Raw genomic sequence first — 17,299 nt, 5'->3', positions numbered from 1 at the left:
ATTCCGGCCCGGGCCGAGGTGGAAGCAATATTTACCTTTTGGCCGTTACAGATGGGGCCATGAGAAAGTCTGCAACACTGTCCAGATCCATGCCCGTTGCGGCAGACCCGGCCACCGAGAACCTTCTGGAAGCGGTGATGAGCAATGCCGCTGTGGGCATTCTGCTTCTCGATCTGGAACTGAGGATCGTCGATGTCGGCCGCGGATTGTGCGATCTGCTGGGCTATGCTCGCGCCGAACTCATCGGCCGCAGCCTCGACTGCCTGATCCACGCCGATGACAGGCCGATCGCGACAAAGACATTGCTGTCGCTGCTGACTACGGGCGAACGCTCCTACACCGCGGAACGGCGCTACCTGCATCGCGACGGCAGCACGATCTGGATCATCGGCTCGGTATCACTGTTGCCGGGCCTGCGCGGGCCGGGCAGCCCGGCCTATGCGGCCCAGATCACCGCCATAGACAAGCAGAAACACGCGGAAGCGGCCGCGATCGAGGCGCTGGAGCGGTGGAATTTCGCGCTCGAGAGCGCCGACCAGGGCGTGTGGGATTTCGACTACGAGAATTCCGTATGGTTCTTTTCATCCACCTGGAAGCGGATCCGCGGCATTCCGGAGACCGAGCCGGTCAGCGGCGATTATGACCAGTGGCTCAAGGAGATCCATCCCGAAGACCTCGAGCATGTCAGCGAGACCGTCCGCAAGCAGAACTCCGGCGAGCTGGAGGATGTGACCTATGTCTACAGGGAAAGAAGCCGGACCGGCGAATGGATCTGGATTCTGGCGCGCGGCCGCTGCATCGAGTGGCAGGCCGACGGCCGACCGAAGCGGATCATCGGCACGGACACCGACATAACCGAATTCAAGCAGCGGGAAATGGAATTCGCCGCGGTGTCGCGGCGGCTGGAACTGGCGCTGAGCACCTCCCGGGTGGGCGTGTGGGAGACCGACATCGAAACCATGCAGCCCACATGGGACGCGCGCACCTGCGAGATATTCGGCGTGGCCAGCAACCCGACGACACGGCAGCCGGCCACGGCCTGGGTGGATCTGGTGCATCCGGATGACCGCGAGGCGACCCTGGCGACATGCGAGGCGGCCCTGGCGAGCCGCTCCGACTACACCTGCGAATACCGGATCATGACCCAGGCGGGCGAGTGCCGCCATATCCGCAGCTATGGACGCTTCCTCACCAATGCCGATGGACGCGAGACCATCATGGGGGTCAATTGGGACATCACGGTTGACGTGCAACGCGCCGACGCGCTCCGGTTTGCCAATCAGCTTGCCGAGGAACGCAACAGCGATCTCGAAATCGCCAGGGCGAACATGGAATTCGCCTCCCTGCACGATTCCCTGACCGGCCTGCCGAACCGGCGCTGTCTGGATGAAAAGCTGTCGCACTCTTCAAGCAACGCCGCAGCGGCCTCTGATCTCACGATCCTGCATATCGATCTCGACCGCTTCAAGCAGATCAACGACACGATGGGGCACGCCGCCGGCGACGCGATGCTTTGCCATATCGCCGACCTTCTGAAAGCCACGGTGCGCGAAACCGACATGGTGGCGCGGATCGGCGGTGACGAATTCGTCATTGTCCTGCCCGCGGCGCTCGGCAATGACGAGCTCCAGCGCCTGATCCGGCAGATCATCAGCAGCGCCGGCAGGCCCATGCTGTGGAACAACAAGGAATGCCGGACCGGCGCAAGCATCGGGATTGCCGTGGCTGGCGCCGGCATCGATCCGGGGCAGCTGCTGATCAATGCCGACATCGCGCTCTACCGCGCCAAGCGCAACGGGCGCAACTGCGCGGCCTATTTCACCGAAGAGCTGCAGGCCGAGGTGATCTTCAGCAAGCAATGCGCCGACGACATTCTCAACGGGCTTGAACGGGGCGAATTCGTCCCCTTCTACCAGCCGCAATTCGATGCCCGCAGCCTCGAGGTCATCGGCGTCGAGGCGCTGGCGCGCTGGAACCATCCGCAGCGCGGGCTGCTGACTCCGGACAAGTTCCTGCCCGTCGCCGAGGATCTGAATGCCGTGAGCAATATCGACCGCGCCATTCTTGAGCGCGCGCTCGTCGATCTAGCACGGTGGGACGAGATCGGGCTCGGCGTTCCGAAGCTCTCCGTCAATGTGTCAGCCCGCAGGCTGGGCGACGAGAAGCTGATCGACACGCTCAGATCGCTGCCGATAGAGCCCGGCCGGATCTCGTTCGAACTGCTGGAATCGATCTTTCTGGACGAAAGCAACGACATCATTTCCTTCAATATCGACGGCATCCGCAAGATGGGCATCGACATCGATATCGACGATTTCGGCTCGGGCCATGCCTCCATTGTCAGCCTCATCAGGCTGAGCCCGCAACGATTGAAGATCGACCGCCAGCTGGTCGCGCCGATCGTGCGCAGCGAACAGCAGCGGCGGCTGATCCGCTCCATCGTCGACATCGGAAAATCGCAGGGCATCGAAGTCTGCGCCGAGGGCGTGGAAAGCGCCCGCCATGTTGAAATCCTCCGCGATATCGGCTGTGACTCGCTGCAGGGCTTCCATTTCGCCCGTCCGATGCCGGAGGCCGACCTGGTCAGCTTCATCACAGCCAGAAACTGGCTCAAGGCCGACCCACCCGTTGCCACCGCCGCACGAGCATGATGATCCCGGCAACGCTGACCCCTGCACCGGCCCGCTTGAACAAGGGCTTGTCCCGGACCAATTCGGGCGCCCGACCCTCAATGTCGTCCAGCGCAGGCGGCTGGGCCGGCCTGATACGGAAGTCACCGAGGCCCTTGGCCTGACCGAGGCCGGGTCAGCCCGGTCTCAGGACACAGCGCTGTTGCGGCTGTGGCCGGCAGCAACGCGAGGCGGCGGCGCGGCCGCGACGTCTGCCGGTATCGCCGCGGCAGAGGCAATGCCGGGGACGATGGTGACGGCAATTCCTTGCTCCTGAAGCCTGGCGAGGTCTTGGCCGGTCTGGCCGGAGATCACCGGATCACCGCCCTGCAGCCGCACCACATGCTTGCCCGCCTTTGCAAGCGCGATCATGGTGGCGTGGATGTCGTGCTGGTCACAGCTGTCGCGGCCGCCGCCCTTGCCCACCAGCATGCGCCGGGCCTCGCGGCGGGCCAGTTCCAGCACCTCGCCGGAGACACCATCATCAAACAGGATCACGTCGGCGGCCTGCAGCGCGCGAACCGCCTTCAGGGTCAGAAGCTCCGCATCCCCCGGCCCGGCGCCGACCAGCGTCACCCTGCCCGCGACCCGCGTTCCCGCCGTCCTGATCACCCTTGCCTGCCGCAGCATCTCCTGCGCTGCATGCCGCTCCGGCTCGGCGCCAAAGGCACGGTCAACGAAGAACTCCCAGAAGGCGCGCCGTTGCGGCCCCGGCGCCAGCCGGTCGTTGACCGTCTTGCGGATGGTCTGCGCCAGCTGCGCCCAGGCTGCCAGCGCCGGCGGCAGCAGGGTCTCGATCCGGCGCCTGATCGCCTGGCCGAGAATGGGCGCTGCCCCGTCGGTCGAAATGGCAATGACGGCGGGTGAGCGGTTGACGATGGAGCCGAACTGGAACTCGCACCAGGCCGGTCTGTCGATCACATTGACGGCCACGCCCGCGGCCCGCGCCGCACAGTAAAATGCCTGCGCCTCGCCCTCGCTCTCCGCGTCACAGATGGCGATCTGCATCAAGACAAAGCTTTGCGCCGACCAGGGCCTCTGGTGCCGGACATAGGCGCCGGACACCGCAGGTGCTGCGATGAGATCGGCGAAGACCGGATCAAGCCGCTCGGCATGGACATGCACCTCCGCGCCGGCTGCGGCGAGCAGTTCCGCCTTCCAGGCCGCCGCTTCGGAGCCACCGGCGATCAGCACCTTCTTGCCCTTAAGCTTGTAGAACACCGGCAATGTGGCCAGCGGCGCCATCCGCTCGTGGCGTGCCGGGCCGCGCCGGGACTTATTCGGCTGCAATGATCTGATGTTCATCGAGTATCACCTTGATTTCCGCTTTGCAGGAGCCGCAATTGGTGCCGGCGCTGGTGGCGCGGCCGACGGCGTCGACACTGCCGCAGCCGCCGCGCACCGCACCGATGATGTCGTTGACGCCGACATTCATGCAGGCGCAGACGATGGCGCCCTTGTCGGGCATGTCATTGGCCGGGCGGCCGGCGATGATGCGCCAGCGCGAGGACAGATTGGCATAGTCCTGCTCGAGTTGATCGGCGGCCCAGCTGCGCGACACCGTGACCGGCTGCCGCGACAGATAGACCGCGCCCAAGAGCGAGGTGCCGTCGAAGGCGGCATGGCGGGTCACCCCGTTGGTGGGATCGGTGAAGGAGAGCAGCGGCGTGCCCGCATCAATTCCGAGAGCTGCCGGGATGAAGGACTGAACTTCATCATGATCTTCCGCCAGCGCAAATTCCGCCCGCCAGCCGCCGGCGCTGTGGGCGATCGCCCAATAGGCTGCGGCCTCGAGCACCGGCTTGTTGCGGCTGACCACAAAGCCATACTGCGAGGCTGCATATCTCGCCAGGCCGGCCGCCGTGTTCTTCAGGGCAGGCTGTCCGGAAACCGGATCGACCACCGGTGCCACGAGCCGGTCGACCCGTGCGTTCGAGGCCCATTGATCGGTCCAGTGCATCGGCACGAAGACATGGCCGCGTTGCTGGCGGTCGGTGATCAGCGCCCGCACCACGATCTCGCCGCGCGCGCTCGCAACCCTGACCAGATCTGCTTTTCCGATGCCCAAGGCCCTGGCGTCTGCCGGATGAATCTCGGCAAAGGGTTCGGCGATATGGGCGGAAAGGCGCGGGCTTTTCGCCGTCCGGGTCATGGTGTGCCAGTGGTCACGAATGCGGCCGGTGTTGAGCGTGAAGGCGTGCCTGTCATCCTTGGCCGCCTTGCCGGGTGGCACAACCGCGACGAAGCGGGCGAGCCGGTCGGGCGTGAAGAAACCGCCATTGGCAAAGAAGCGCGTGTCGGAGGCAAGCGAGAGATCATCAGCCGGCCTTGGCCACTGGAACGGCGCAAGCTCCTCATAGGCGGCATCTTCCATGCCCGCGAGCGCCCCGATATCGAGATCGCGCGTGCCCTCATTCTCGAACGCTGTCTGCGCCGCATATTCGCGCATCACCGATGCCGCATTGGGAAAATCGAACGCCGTGACATGGCCCATGCGCACTGGCGACCTCAGTCATCTGCCACCAGTCGGCCCTGGCCTCGCCCGGCGCGGGCAGGAAGGCGCGCTGGCGCGAGATCCGGCGCTCGGAATTGGTCACCGTGCCGTCCTTTTCGCCCCAGCCGAGCGACGGCAGTTTCACATCCGCATGCCGGATCGTATCGGTTTCCACCATGATGTCCGACACGACCACGAAGGGACAGGCTGCAAGCGCTGCCTCGACCGCAACCGCATCGGGCATGGAATCGACCGGGTTGGTCGCCATGATCCAGATCGCCTTGATCCTGCCGTCCGCCACCGCCTGGAACATGTCGACGGCCTTGAGCCCGGCTGTTTCCGCAATCCTCGGCGAGTTCCAGAAGCGCTGCACCCGGTCGCGATGCTGAGGGTTCTCGATCTCCATATGGGCTGCGAGCGTGTTGGCAAGACCGCCCACTTCGCGGCCGCCCATGGCATTGGGCTGGCCGGTCACCGAGAACGGGCCCATGCCCGGCCTGCCGATGCGGCCGGTCGCGAGATGGCAATTGAGGATGGCATTGACCTTGTCGGTGCCGCTGCGCGACTGGTTGACGCCCTGGCTGTAGACCGTGACCACTTTCTCGGACCCGGCCCAGAGCCCGTAGAACTGCGCGAGCTGGGCGGTATCGAGCCCGGTTTGCGCGGCCAGATCGGCCGGGCTTTGAGCGCGGCCGCTCTCCAGCGCCTGATCGATCCCGCTGGTATGGGATTTGACATAGGCCTCATCGACAAACCCGTTGTCGGCAAGATGCGCCAGCAGGCCGAGAAACAGGCTGACATCGCCATCGGGCGCAATGGCCAGATGCAGGTCGGCAAGGTCGGCGGTCATTGTCCGGCGCGGATCAATGAGGACGATCTTCATTTCCGGACGTGCGGCTTTGGCTGCGGCGATGCGCTGGTAGAGCACCGGGTGGCACCAGGCGAGGTTCGACCCGGTCAGCACCACCAGATCGGCAAGCTCCAGATCCTCATAGGTTCCCGGCACCGTGTCGGAACCAAAGGCGCGGCGGTGGCCGGCAACGGAGGACGCCATGCAGAGCCGGGAATTGGTGTCGATATTGGCCGAGCCGATGAAGCCCTTCATCAGCTTGTTGGCGACGTAATAATCCTCGGTGAGGATCTGGCCCGAGACATAGAAGGCCACGCTGTCCGGCCCGTGCTCCGCGATCGTCTCGGAGAAGGTGGACGCCACGAGATCGAGTGCGGCGTCCCAGGATGCACGCTTGCCGCCCACCTCCGGAAACAGCAGCCGTCCATCGAGATCGACGGTTTCGCCCAGCGCCGAGCCCTTGGAGCACAACCGCCCCAGGTTTGCGGGATGGTCCGGGTCGCCCTTAATCGTGACGGCGCCACCCTCCTCCAGGGTCGCCAGGACTCCACAGCCCACCCCGCAATAGGGGCAGGTGGTCTTGACCGTGCGGGCCGGGCCGGCGGTCATTTCGCTGGACCGAGGCCGAGAATGATCTCGTCGCCGTCAAGCCGCACCGGGATCGACATGGTTTGCCCCTCATCAGCCCCTTGCGCAGTCCCTGTTTCGAGGCTGATGACCCAGTTGTGCAAGGGACAGGTGACGCAGCCGTCATGGACGATGCCCTGACTCAAGGGCCCGTTCTTGTGCGGGCACTTGTCTTCGAGCGCAAACACCCGGTCGTCGGCGGTGCGGAAGATGGCGATGCTCATCTCGCCGCTTTTCACACAGCGCGCGCCGCGCCGCGGGATGTCGTTGATGCTGCCGACCCGAACCCATGCCTGTGTCATCGCGTTCATTCCGCTGCCTCCAGGCTGAGTGTCGCCATCGGGTTGAACTCGTGCTTGTCCTTGCCTGACACCCGTTCCGACCAGGGATCGACCTGAGCGAATTTCTGGCTGAAGACGAAACGCTCGTAATAGCCTTTCCGCTTGTCATGCTGCTGCATGATCTGGTCGCGGATCTCGTCGAGACCGATGCGCTTGGCCCATTTGTAGATGCGCTCGAGATAGCGGCCCTGCTCGCGGTACATCTGCGCAAGCGCGACAACATGTTCCATCACCTCGTCTTCGGTCTTCACGTTACCGAGGATCTCGGTGCCCTTGATGTCGAGACCGGCAGCACCGGCGAAATGGATCTCGTAGCCACTGTCGACACAGATGACGCCAATGTCCTTGCAGGTGGCTTCGGCGCAATTGCGCGGGCAACCGGAAACAGCCAGCTTCAGCTTCGCCGGGGTCCAGGAGCCCCACATGAATTTTTCCAGCTTGATGCCGAGTCCTGTGGAATCCTGCGTGCCGAACCGGCACCAGTCGGTGCCGACGCAGGTTTTGACGGTTCTGAGCCCCTTGGCGTAGGCCTGACCCGAAACAAAACCGGCCTTGCCGAGGTCTGCCCAGACTGCCGGGAGATCCTCCTTCTTGATGCCGAGCATGTCGATACGCTGACCACCGGTGCATTTGACCGCCGGAATGTCGAACTTGTCGACCACATCGGCAATCGCGCGCAACTCGGTCGACGAGGTCATGCCACCCCACATCCGCGGCACCACCGAATAGGTGCCGTCCTTCTGGATGTTGGCGTGGACGCGCTCGTTGATGAAGCGCGACTGATAGTCATCGGCATATTCATCCGGCCAGTCGCAGACCAGGTAGTAATTGAGCGCCGGACGGCACTTGGCGCAGCCGCAGGAGGTTTTCCACTCCAGCTCCTGCATCACCGCCGGAATGGTCTTGAGTTCCTTGGCCTTGATCAGGCGGCGCACGTCGTCATGGCCGAGCCCGGTGCAGCCGCACATCGGCGTCACCGCCGCCGGGTTGTACGCATCCCCCAGGGTCAGCGCGAGCAGCTGCTCGACCAGCCCGGTGCAGGTGCCGCAGGATGCGGAGGCCTTGGTGTGGGCGCGCACCTCATCAAGGCCCGTCAGCCCCTTCGAGGTGATGGCTGTGGTGATCTTTCCCTTGCAAACGCCGTTGCAGCCGCAGATTTCCGCATCATCCGGCAAGGCTGCAACGGCTGCCATAGGGTCCATGGGGGACCCTCCCTGATAGGCCTGGCCGAAGATCAGTGATTCCCGCATCTCCGAAATGTCGATCTGTTTCTTCAGGTGATCGAAGAACCAGGCGCCATCGGCGGTTTCGCCATAAAGCACCACGCCAAGGATCTTGTTGTCCTTGAGCACCAGCCGCTTGTAGACCCCGGCGGCGGCATCGCGCAGCACGATCTCCTCCCGGCCCTCGGCCTCGGCGAAGTCTCCGACGGAATAGAGATTGATGCCGGTGACCTTGAGCTTGGTCGCCGTCGAGGTCTCGACGAAACGCTTGCCCGTGTCACCGCTGAGATGGGCCGCGGCAACTTCCGCCATCTGGTAGAGCGGTGCGACCAGCCCGTAGACATTGCCGTTGACCTCGACGCATTCCCCCACCGAATAGATGTCGGGATCGCTGGTCTGCATGTGGTCGGAGACCACGATGCCGCGATTGACCGAGAGCCCGGCTTCCTTCGCCAGCGCAGCACTGGGCCGGATGCCGACCGCCATCACCACCAGCGTTGCCGGGATAATGGTGCCGTCCTCGAGCTCGATGCCTTCAACACGGGCTTCGCCAAGGATCTGCTTGGTGCTGGCCTTGGTGATCACCTTGATGCCGCGGCTTACGAGCTCCTGTTCGAGCAGGTAGCCGGCGGCGGGATCGAGCTGGCGCTCCATCAGTGACGGCATCAGGTGGATGACGGTGACATCCATGCCGCGTTCTTTCAGTCCCGCGGCGGCTTCAAGTCCGAGCAATCCACCGCCGATGACCACAGCCTTGCCGCGCGACTGGGCCGCAAGCAGCATCGCGTCGACATCATCGAGATCGCGATAGGTCAGCACGCCGGGCAGCTTGTGGCCCGGAACCGGAATGATGAAGGGCGCCGAACCGGTGGCGATCACCAGCTTGTCGTAGGCTGCAACCTCGCCATGCTCGGACCGGACGGTCTTCGCCTCACGGTCGATCTCGACCACCTTGTGGCCCTTGTAGAGCATGACGCCATGGTCGACGTACCAGCCGTCACCGTGGATAATGATGTCCTCAAAACTCTTCTCGCCCGAGAGCACAGGCGAGAGCATGATGCGGTCGTAATTGACGCGCGGCTCGGCGTTGAAGATGGTCACGTCATAGGCATCAGGCGCCGTCTCGAACAGATGCTCGAGCATCCGCCCCGGGGCCATGCCATTGCCGATGACGACAAGCTTTTGTTTCTCAGTCATGAGCTTACTCCGCTGCGGTCAGACGGGTGGCCGCGCTTTTCTGGCGGGCGACCCGTTCGGACCGTTTTTGAGAAATGGATTTCAGCTGTGCCTCGGACGGATTGGCGCCGCCCTCATAGGCTTCGAGGAATTCAAGCAGTTCTTCGCGGTAGGCGTAGTAGTCAGGGTGATTGAGCAGCGCCTTGCGCGAGCGCGGACGCTCTAGATCGACCTCCATGACATTGCCGATCCTCGCATTGGGCCCGTTCGACATCATCACCACCCGGTCCGCCAGCAGGATCGCCTCGTCGACATCATGGGTGACGCAGATGGCCGTGACCTGGGTGCGTTTCCACACATCCATCAGCACATCCTGCAGCTCCCAGCGTGTCAGGCTGTCGAGCATGCCGAAGGGTTCATCAAGCAGCAGCAGCTTGGGCGACAATGCGAAGGCCCGGGCGATGCCGACCCGCTGCTTCATGCCGTTAGACAGGTCCGAGGCGGCGCGGTGCATGGAATCAATCAGGCCAACGCGCTGCAGATAGTATTCCGCCACGTCGTTGCGCTCGGCCCCGGTCGCATTCGGGTAGACCCGGTCGACGCCCAGCGCGACATTCTCGTAAGCCGTCAGCCACGGCATCAGCGACGGCGCCTGAAACACCACCGCCCGGTCCGGACCGGCCTCGGTGATGTGCTTGCCGTCGAGGATGATTGCGCCTTCGGTGATCGGGTTGAGGCCCGCCACCATCGACAGCACGGTCGACTTGCCGCAGCCGGAATGGCCGATCAGCGTGGTGAATTCGCCCTTCTTCATCTTCATCTCGAAGCCGTCGACAACGGTCAGCGGCCCCTTCGGTGTCGGATAGACCTTCTTGAGCTGGCTGAATTCGAGATAGTTGTCATCCTTCAGCGCGGTTGACGCCTCGAGATAGGCCTTCGGCAGCTTCTGCTTACCGAGCGAAATCGGCACGATGTTGGGCAGGCGGATTTCGCGCTCGTCCTCGGCTCCGCGTTCGGCGCCGACTTCCATCAGATAGCTGGTGATCTCGCCGCGCAATCGGATGAAATCCGTATCCGAATTCATGTCGGCACGGTTGCGTGGCCGCGCGATATTGACCGGAAAATCCGGGCCGAGCGTCGCGTTCGGACCCGGCTTGAGCGGGATGATCCGGTCGGCCAGTAGAATGGCCTCATCGACATCATTGGTGATGAGGATGATGGTCTTCTTTTCCTTCTGGCAGATGTCGGCGAACTCGTCCTGCAGCTTGGCGCGGGTCAGCGCGTCAAGCGCCGACAGCGGCTCGTCAAGCAGCAGCACTTCCGGCCGCATTGCCAGCGCCCGGGCAACGGCCACACGCTGGCGCATTCCGCCCGACAGTTCCGCCGGCTTGCGGTCGCGGGCATGGCTGAGCCCCACCATGTCGATATAGGTGTCGGCGATGGCGGCCCGCTCGGCGCGCGACTTTTTCCTGAAGACACTGTCGACGGCGAGGCTGACATTGCCGGCCACCGTCATCCAGGGCATCAGCGAATAGGACTGGAACACCACGCCGCGTTCGGGTCCCGGGCCGTCGATTTCGGTGCCCTTGAAGATCACGCCGCCCTCGTCGGGCGCGATCAGCCCGGCCAGCAGCGAGATCAGGGTTGTCTTGCCCGAGCCCGAGAAGCCGACGATGGCGATGAACTCACCGTCCGCGACCTTCAGGTTGATGTTGCTCAGCACCTCGGTGCGGGTTTCGCCTTCGCCATAGGATTTCGACAGGCCGGAGATTTCGAGAATGGTCATCGCAATCCCCTAGCGGTTGGCCGAAAAGGTGAAGGCGCGCTGCAGGGCAAACATCAGCCGGTCGAGCATGAAGCCGATGATGCCGATGGTCAGCACAGCGACCATGATCTTGGCCAGCGACTGCGACGAGCCGTTCTGGAATTCGTCCCAGACGAACTTGCCGAGGCCTGGATTCTGCGCCAGCATTTCGGCCGCGATCAGCACCATCCAGCCGACGCCGAGCGACAGCCGCAATCCGGTGAAGATCAGCGGCAGCGCCGAGGGCAGCACAACTTGCGTGATGGTGCGCGAGGTCGGCAGCTGCAGCACGCGGCCGACATTCATCAGGTCCTTGTCGACCGAGGCCACGCCAAGGGCGGTGTTGATCAGTGTCGGCCACATCGAGCACAGCGTGACGGTGACCGCCGAGATCAGCAGCGATTTCGGCATCCAGTCATAGGGATTGGCATAGGTGGCCGAGATGATCATGGTCACGATCGGCAGCCAGGCCAGCGGCGACACCGGCTTGAAGATCTGGATCAGCGGGTTGATCGCGCCGTTGAAGGTTTTCGACAATCCCGACCCGATCCCCAGCGGAACCGCGATCAGCGTGGCGATGCCGAAGCCGAGACCGACGGTGAACAGCGAGGTGATGATCTGGTCGAAATAGGTCGGCTTGCCGGTATAGGTGCGGAATTTCGGCTCCTTGCCGGCGGCCACCAGCTTCTCGTTGCGCTGGTCCTGTCGCTCGTAGAACTGCGCCGCCTTTTCCCGTTCGCGGACGTGGTCGTCCCACAGGTTTTCAACCTGCTCCCAGACTTCCACCGGTCCGGGAACCGCGCCAAGCGAGGTCTGCACCTTGGGCGCCAGCACACCCCAGGCAACGACAAAGGCCAGAATGCCCAGCAGCGGGATGAGCAGCACGCGCTTGAGCTCGTGGAGCTGCGTCCGCGGGCTGTCGCCGGCAATCATGCGCAGGATCGGGACCAGCCATGAAAAGCCCAGTGCATCGAGCCAGCCGCTGGCCTTGGTGATGGCGGAGAAGACTTTCTCGCGGCCGCTGAGGTCGATTGGTGCGGTATCGGTGGCGTTTGCCATCGTTTCAGATCCTTGTGAGAAGACAATCAGGTGCGGAGCGCCCGGCAAGGCGCTCCGGAGTGTCGGGAGAGGCCTCAGCCGCCGGCAACTTCATCGCCCTTGAGGCCGATGGTCAGGCTGTCGAGATAGGCGTTGGGGGATTTGCCGTCATAGGCGATGCCGTCGATGATATCGGCGGCAGGGGTCGGCGCGCGGTAGCCATCGCTGTCCCAGGGGAAGTCGGCTTCAGCGACATGGCCTTCCTCGACCAGCATGCGCGCGGCCTTGAGATAGATGTCCGGCAGATAGACCGATTTGGCGGTCTCATCGAACCACTCATCCGATTTGGCGTCTGAAATCTGGCCCCAGCGGCGCATCTGAGACAGGTACCAGACCGCATCCGAATAATAGGGATAGGTGGCAAAATACCGGTAGAACACGTTGAAGTCGGGAACCTCGCGCTTGTCGCCCTTCTCGTATTCGAAAGTGCCGGTCATCGAATTGGCGATAACCTCGGCGTCGGCCCCGACATATTCCGACCGGGCCAGGATCTCGACGGCCTCGGGCCGGTTGGCATTGTCGTTCTCGTCAAGCCATTTGGCGGCGCGGATCAGCGCCTTGGTCAGAGCCAGCGTGGTGTTGGGGTTTTCCTCGGTGAATTCCTTGGTCAGGCCGAAGACCTTTTCCGGATTGTTCTTCCAGATCTCGTAATCGGTGATCACCGGCACGCCGATGCCCTTGAATACGGCAGCCTGGTTCCAGGGCTCGCCGACGCAATAACCATCAATGGTGCCCGCCTCGAGCGTCGCCGGCATCTGCGGCGGCGGCGTCACCGACAAAAGCGCATCGGCGCCGATCTGGCCGGAAACATCGGACGGCGAATAGAAGCCGGGGTGAATGCCGCCCGAGGCAAGCCAGTAGCGCAATTCGTAATTGTGGGTGGAGACCGGGAACACCATGCCCATGTTGAAGGGGCGGCCCTCGGCCTTGAACTTGTCGACCACCTTCTTCAGCGCGTCGGCCTTGATCGGGTGCACCGGCTTGCCGTCCGGACCGCTTTCCAGATGCGGCTTCATCAGCTCCCAGACCTCGTTGGACACGGTGATGCCGTTGCCGTTGAGGTCCATGGAAAACGGAGTGACGATGTGGGCCTTGGTGCCGAAGCCGATGGTCGCGGCCAGCGGCTGGCCTGCCAGCATGTGGGCGCCGTCGAGTTCGCCGGTAATCACCCGGTCAAGCAGCACCTTCCAGTTGGCCTGCGGCTCCAGCGTGACAAACAGGCCCTCGTCCTCGAAATAGCCCTTCTCATAGGCGATCGCCAAAGGTGCCATGTCGGTGAGCTTGATGAAGCCGAATTTCAGCTCGTCCTTCTCGACCTCAAGCATCTCGGCCTGGCCGGGAGTCAGCATGGTGGCCGACGCCAGGGCCAGCGCGCTGAGAGCAAGAGCGGTGCGCCGTGTGAATGTCATGGTCATTCCTGTCTCCTTTTGCGGTGTCGTGTGACCGCAACAAAAAAGCCGCCAAATCGAAGTGCCGCGGGAGGATGCGGGTAACTTCGATTTGGCGGCGTTGCCTAAGTGGGTCCGTCATTGGACCTGATTTCAGCCGTGGAAAGCTGTCCAAGGTAATGCAATGGGCGTGCCAGTTTGACGAAAACTGATTATTACTTATGAAATCAATCGGTTGGGAAAGGCGCGGGAATGCGGATGCCTTTGGCGGCTGCGCATGCATTGTGCAAAGCAGCATAAATCAAAGGCTAAAAAACAGACAGATTTGGATTCTGCCCCTGTCGGGTCATGCGGTCTGGCTGGCGATATAGGCATCGAGCCGGTCAGGATCGAAGACCGCGCCGTCGAAGAAACCGTCCGGGCCGAGATAGAGGAATTGCGAGGAGGCGCCGACCGCGACCATCTCTTTGAGCGCGCCTTCCACCTTGGAATTCGCGGACGGCACCGGCACGCCGATCCCGGTCATCACCGCGCGGTAGATATCCGGCCGGTAGCTTTGACGCGCGATCTCTGCGTGTGCTGCGGAATGGCCGACATACCCGCTGCGCACCATTTGCGAATAGAACCACAGGGCGTGGCTCTGCCAGGGAAAGGTCGCGGCGCGGGCATGCGGCTGGAAGAAATCGCGCCCGCCGCCTGGGGGCGACGCCCCGAGGATGGAGCCGTCCAGCGCCGGCAGGATGAACTCGGCCGGCTGGCCAAGATAGGCGGGCGAGCCCAGAAGTGCGGCGAGCTCGGAATGATTTTCGGGCTGGCCGCACCATTCGGCCGAGCGGTAGAGCGCGCGCAACAGGGCATGAAGCGTCTCGGCATTTTCGCCGGCCCAGTCTTCCCGCACGGCCAGCACCTTTTCCGGGCTCGAGGCCCAGATCGAGGATTTGGTGGTGATGATGTGGCCTGCGCCTCTGGCGACGCCGACCGAATTCCACGGTTCACCGACGCAATAGCCGTCGATCTGACCCGAGGCCAGCGCGTCCGCCATCAGCGAGGGCGGCAGGATGACGATCTCGATATCACTGTCCGGGGTGATGCCCGAGGCGCTGAGCCAGTAGCGCAGTTCGAAATTGTGCCCGGAGAACGGATGCACCACGCCAAATTGCAGCAGTTTGTCACCGCCCGACCGGCCGGCCGCGACGACATCTGCAAGGGCCCGCCCGGCAGCTTCCGCATCAAGGCCCAGGAATCCGCTCTCGTCCTGCATCTTTGCCAGCAGCGCAGTACTCACCGTGATGGCATTGCCGCCAAGGCCGAGCGCCATCGGCGCGATCAGCCGCGTGTCAAACGGGGTGAGCCCCAGATTGGCGGCTATCGGCATCGGCGCCAGCGCATGGGAAATCTCGAACTGACCGACGGCCAGCTTGTCGCGGACATTGGCCCAGGAGGTTTCGCGCACCAGGTTGAGCGCAATGCCCTCTGCCTCGGCGAAGCCGCGCTCCTTCGCGGCAATCAGGATGGCGCTGTCGGTCAGGGGCAAAAACCCGGCGCTGAGTTCCGTGATCATCTACTTGCCCTCATCCCCAAGCAACCGCGCCGACATCACCAGGCTTTCGGCGACATCGACGATCTTGCGGTTTGTGTTCATCGCCGCCTTGCGCAGCAGCTTGTAGGCGGCGTCCTCGTCGACCCCGCGCGATGTCATGATCAGCCCCTTGGCCTGGTCGATCACCTTGCGCTGCTCGAGCGCGCCGCGGGCTTCTTTCAGTTCGCGCTCAAGCCGCGAAAACGCGTTGAAGCGGCTGATGGCCATATCCAGAATGCTCTTGACCCGCTCCTGGCGCAGCCCGTCCACCACATAGGCCGAAACCCCGGCATCAATGGCCGATTGCATGGCTTCGGTGTCGGAGCGGTCGACAAACATGGCGATCGGCCGTTTCACCGCCCGCGACAGCTGAAAGATGCTTTCGAGCATGTCGCGGTTGGGGTTTTCCAGATCGATGACGATCACGTCCGGTTCGTGCAGGGCGATCTTGGCGGCGATGCCGTGCATCTCGTTGATCACCATCACCTGGCTGTGCCCGGCCGCCGCCAGTCCCGCCTCGATGATCGAGGCGCGGGTGGCGTTTTCATCAATGATCAGCACAGAGGGAAGCCGGTCAGTCATCGCCGCATTCTGCGCAATTGCGGAAATTGTGCAACGCACAAAATGCCGGCACGATCAGAATCAGGGTGCGGATCGCGCCGGCCAGCCTCGTGAAGCGGGCGCGCTGCCCAGCATCCGGGCGCCGGCAATGGCGCCCGGGGATCCGGTCACGGCAGGTCTGCCGCAATCAGCATCAGAGCCGATTGGTCAGTACATCAGGTTGGGCAGCCACATGCTGAACAGCGGCACATAGGACAGGATGATCAGCGCCACCACCATCAGCAGGATGGTCGGGATGGCTGCGCGGAAAATCTCGAACAGCGTCATCTTGGCGACCCCCATCGCCACGAACAGGTTCAGCCCCACCGGCGGCGTCAGCATGCCGACCGAGAGATTGACCAGCATGATGATGCCGAAATGGATCGGATCGACGCCAACCTGGGCGGCAATCGGCTGCATCAGCGGCCCGAGAATGATGATTGCCGAGGCGCTGTCGAGGAAACAGCCGGCGATCAGCAGGATCAGGTTGAACAGCGCCACCACGATCACCGGATTTTCGGTGCCCGAGAGGATATAGGTCGCCAGTTGCGATGGCGCTCCGGTGCTGGCCAGAAGCCAGGAGAAGGCCGAGGCGCCGGCAGTGATCAGCAGAAGCGGCCCCGAGATCAGACCGGTGTTGCGCAGCACGATCAGCATGCCCTTCAATGAGATGGTGCGGTAGACCACGACGCCGACAAACCAGCCGTAAAGACAGGCGGTGGCCGCCGATTCGGTCGGGGTGAAGACACCGGTATAGATGCCGCCCAGCAGGATCACCGGCAGGCCCAGACCCCAGGCGGCACGCTTGAAGGCAACAAGCACGCTGCTGACCGTCGGGAATGCATCGCGCGGATAGCCCTTGCGCAGCGAATAGGCGCAGGCATAGATGATCAGGATTCCGCCGATCAGCAGGGCCGGAAGCAGGCCGGCCGCAAACAGCTTGCCCACCGAGGTTCCGGTCACCGAGCCGTAGATGATCAGCGCGATCGACGGCGGCACGATCGGACCCAATGTGCCCGCCGTGGTGATCAGCCCGATCGAGAAAAACCTGTCATAGCCGGCCGAGACCATCGCCGGATACATGATCGCACCGATGGCAATCACCGTGGCCGGGCTCGACCCGGAGATCGATCCGAACATCAGGCAGGCGACCACGGCGGCGGCAGCAAGGCCGCCGGGCAGCCAGCCGATCAACGCCCGGGCGAGGCCGATGAGACGGTCTGACAATCCGCCGATGCGCATCAGTTCGGCTGCGAGAATGAAGAAGGGGATCGACATGAGCGAGAAGTTGTTCATGCCGGAGAACATCCGCATCGGCACGACAACGGGGTCTATTCCGCTCCAGAAATAGAACACCAGCCCGACGGACAGGGCGAGCGCCGCAAAGATCGGCAGGCCGAAGAGCAACAGGCCGAAAAAGGCCGGAACAAGGGCTGATAACATGGTGGCG

The 17,299-nt window shown here is 63.3% G+C and carries 10 protein-coding genes and 1 pseudogene; 1 reads left to right on the top strand and 10 read right to left on the bottom strand.

Annotated features, from left to right (window positions below; translation table 11 throughout):
• Window positions 1-59 precede the first annotated feature (59 nt).
• Window positions 60-2,651, top strand: a complete 2,592-nt coding sequence (locus OEG82_RS03055; RefSeq protein ID WP_267610994.1) for a sensor domain-containing protein — start codon at window positions 60-62, stop codon at window positions 2,649-2,651.
• Between the two features lie 165 nt (window positions 2,652-2,816).
• Here OEG82_RS03055 and OEG82_RS03050 read toward each other — a convergent pair whose 3' ends face one another.
• From OEG82_RS03050 to OEG82_RS03005, 10 genes and pseudogenes are all read right to left on the bottom strand, one after another.
• Window positions 2,817-3,974, bottom strand: coding sequence for an SAM-dependent methyltransferase (locus tag OEG82_RS03050; protein WP_324288925.1), 1,158 nt, complete (start codon window positions 3,972-3,974; stop codon window positions 2,817-2,819).
• A pseudogene (locus tag OEG82_RS03045) lies at window positions 3,946-6,622 on the bottom strand (nitrate reductase). Before OEG82_RS03045 ends, OEG82_RS03050 begins: the two are co-directional and overlap by 29 nt.
• A complete protein-coding gene (gene nirD, locus OEG82_RS03040) occupies window positions 6,619-6,942 on the bottom strand; it encodes a nitrite reductase small subunit NirD (protein ID WP_267614840.1) in 324 nt (107 codons plus the stop codon). Before nirD ends, OEG82_RS03045 begins: the two are co-directional and overlap by 4 nt.
• A gap of 5 nt (window positions 6,943-6,947) precedes the next feature.
• Entirely contained in the window at window positions 6,948-9,401 is a 2,454-nt protein-coding gene (nirB, locus tag OEG82_RS03035) for a nitrite reductase large subunit NirB (RefSeq protein WP_267610993.1), read from the bottom strand.
• A gap of 4 nt (window positions 9,402-9,405) precedes the next feature.
• The gene (locus OEG82_RS03030) at window positions 9,406-11,166 is read right to left on the bottom strand and encodes an ABC transporter ATP-binding protein (protein WP_267610992.1); all 1,761 of its coding nucleotides are present in this window, start codon (window positions 11,164-11,166) and stop codon (window positions 9,406-9,408) included.
• 9 nt (window positions 11,167-11,175) lie between these two features.
• On the bottom strand, window positions 11,176-12,243 hold the full coding sequence (locus OEG82_RS03025; protein WP_267610991.1) for an ABC transporter permease: 1,068 nt from the start codon (window positions 12,241-12,243) through the stop codon (window positions 11,176-11,178).
• A gap of 74 nt (window positions 12,244-12,317) precedes the next feature.
• On the bottom strand, window positions 12,318-13,697 hold the full coding sequence (locus OEG82_RS03020; protein ID WP_267610990.1) for a CmpA/NrtA family ABC transporter substrate-binding protein: 1,380 nt from the start codon (window positions 13,695-13,697) through the stop codon (window positions 12,318-12,320).
• Window positions 13,698-14,016: 319 nt separating this feature from the next.
• Complete coding sequence (locus tag OEG82_RS03015; RefSeq protein ID WP_267610989.1) at window positions 14,017-15,231, bottom strand: CmpA/NrtA family ABC transporter substrate-binding protein; 1,215 nt, start codon at window positions 15,229-15,231, stop codon at window positions 14,017-14,019.
• Window positions 15,232-15,831: an ANTAR domain-containing response regulator gene (locus OEG82_RS03010; RefSeq protein ID WP_267610988.1), complete on the bottom strand. Its 600-nt coding sequence runs from the start codon at window positions 15,829-15,831 to the stop codon at window positions 15,232-15,234. It lies immediately after the preceding gene.
• 186 nt (window positions 15,832-16,017) lie between these two features.
• On the bottom strand, window positions 16,018-17,292 hold the full coding sequence (locus tag OEG82_RS03005; protein WP_267610987.1) for a TRAP transporter large permease: 1,275 nt from the start codon (window positions 17,290-17,292) through the stop codon (window positions 16,018-16,020).
• Window positions 17,293-17,299 lie beyond the last annotated feature (7 nt).

This window comes from Hoeflea ulvae, from assembly GCF_026619435.1.
GTDB classification, from domain to species: domain Bacteria; phylum Pseudomonadota; class Alphaproteobacteria; order Rhizobiales; family Rhizobiaceae; genus Hoeflea; species Hoeflea ulvae.
This window is presented reverse-complemented; position numbering and strand designations above follow the sequence as displayed.

Excerpts from the sequence above, each read along its gene's own strand:
- OEG82_RS03010 (WP_267610988.1), bottom strand. The coding sequence starts at position 15,831 with ATGACTGACCGGCTTCCCTCTGTGCTGATCATTGATGAAAACGCCACC.
- OEG82_RS03015 (WP_267610989.1), bottom strand. The coding sequence starts at position 15,231 with ATGATCACGGAACTCAGCGCCGGGTTTTTGCCCCTGACCGACAGCGCC.
- OEG82_RS03020 (WP_267610990.1), bottom strand. The coding sequence starts at position 13,697 with ATGACCATGACATTCACACGGCGCACCGCTCTTGCTCTCAGCGCGCTG.
- nirB (WP_267610993.1), bottom strand. The coding sequence starts at position 9,401 with ATGACTGAGAAACAAAAGCTTGTCGTCATCGGCAATGGCATGGCCCCG.
- OEG82_RS03005 (WP_267610987.1), bottom strand. The coding sequence starts at position 17,292 with ATGTTATCAGCCCTTGTTCCGGCCTTTTTCGGCCTGTTGCTCTTCGGC.
- OEG82_RS03030 (WP_267610992.1), bottom strand. The coding sequence starts at position 11,166 with ATGACCATTCTCGAAATCTCCGGCCTGTCGAAATCCTATGGCGAAGGC.
- OEG82_RS03025 (WP_267610991.1), bottom strand. The coding sequence starts at position 12,243 with ATGGCAAACGCCACCGATACCGCACCAATCGACCTCAGCGGCCGCGAG.
- OEG82_RS03050 (WP_324288925.1), bottom strand. The coding sequence starts at position 3,974 with ATGAACATCAGATCATTGCAGCCGAATAAGTCCCGGCGCGGCCCGGCA.
- OEG82_RS03055 (WP_267610994.1), top strand. The coding sequence starts at position 60 with ATGAGAAAGTCTGCAACACTGTCCAGATCCATGCCCGTTGCGGCAGAC.
- nirD (WP_267614840.1), bottom strand. The coding sequence starts at position 6,942 with ATGACACAGGCATGGGTTCGGGTCGGCAGCATCAACGACATCCCGCGG.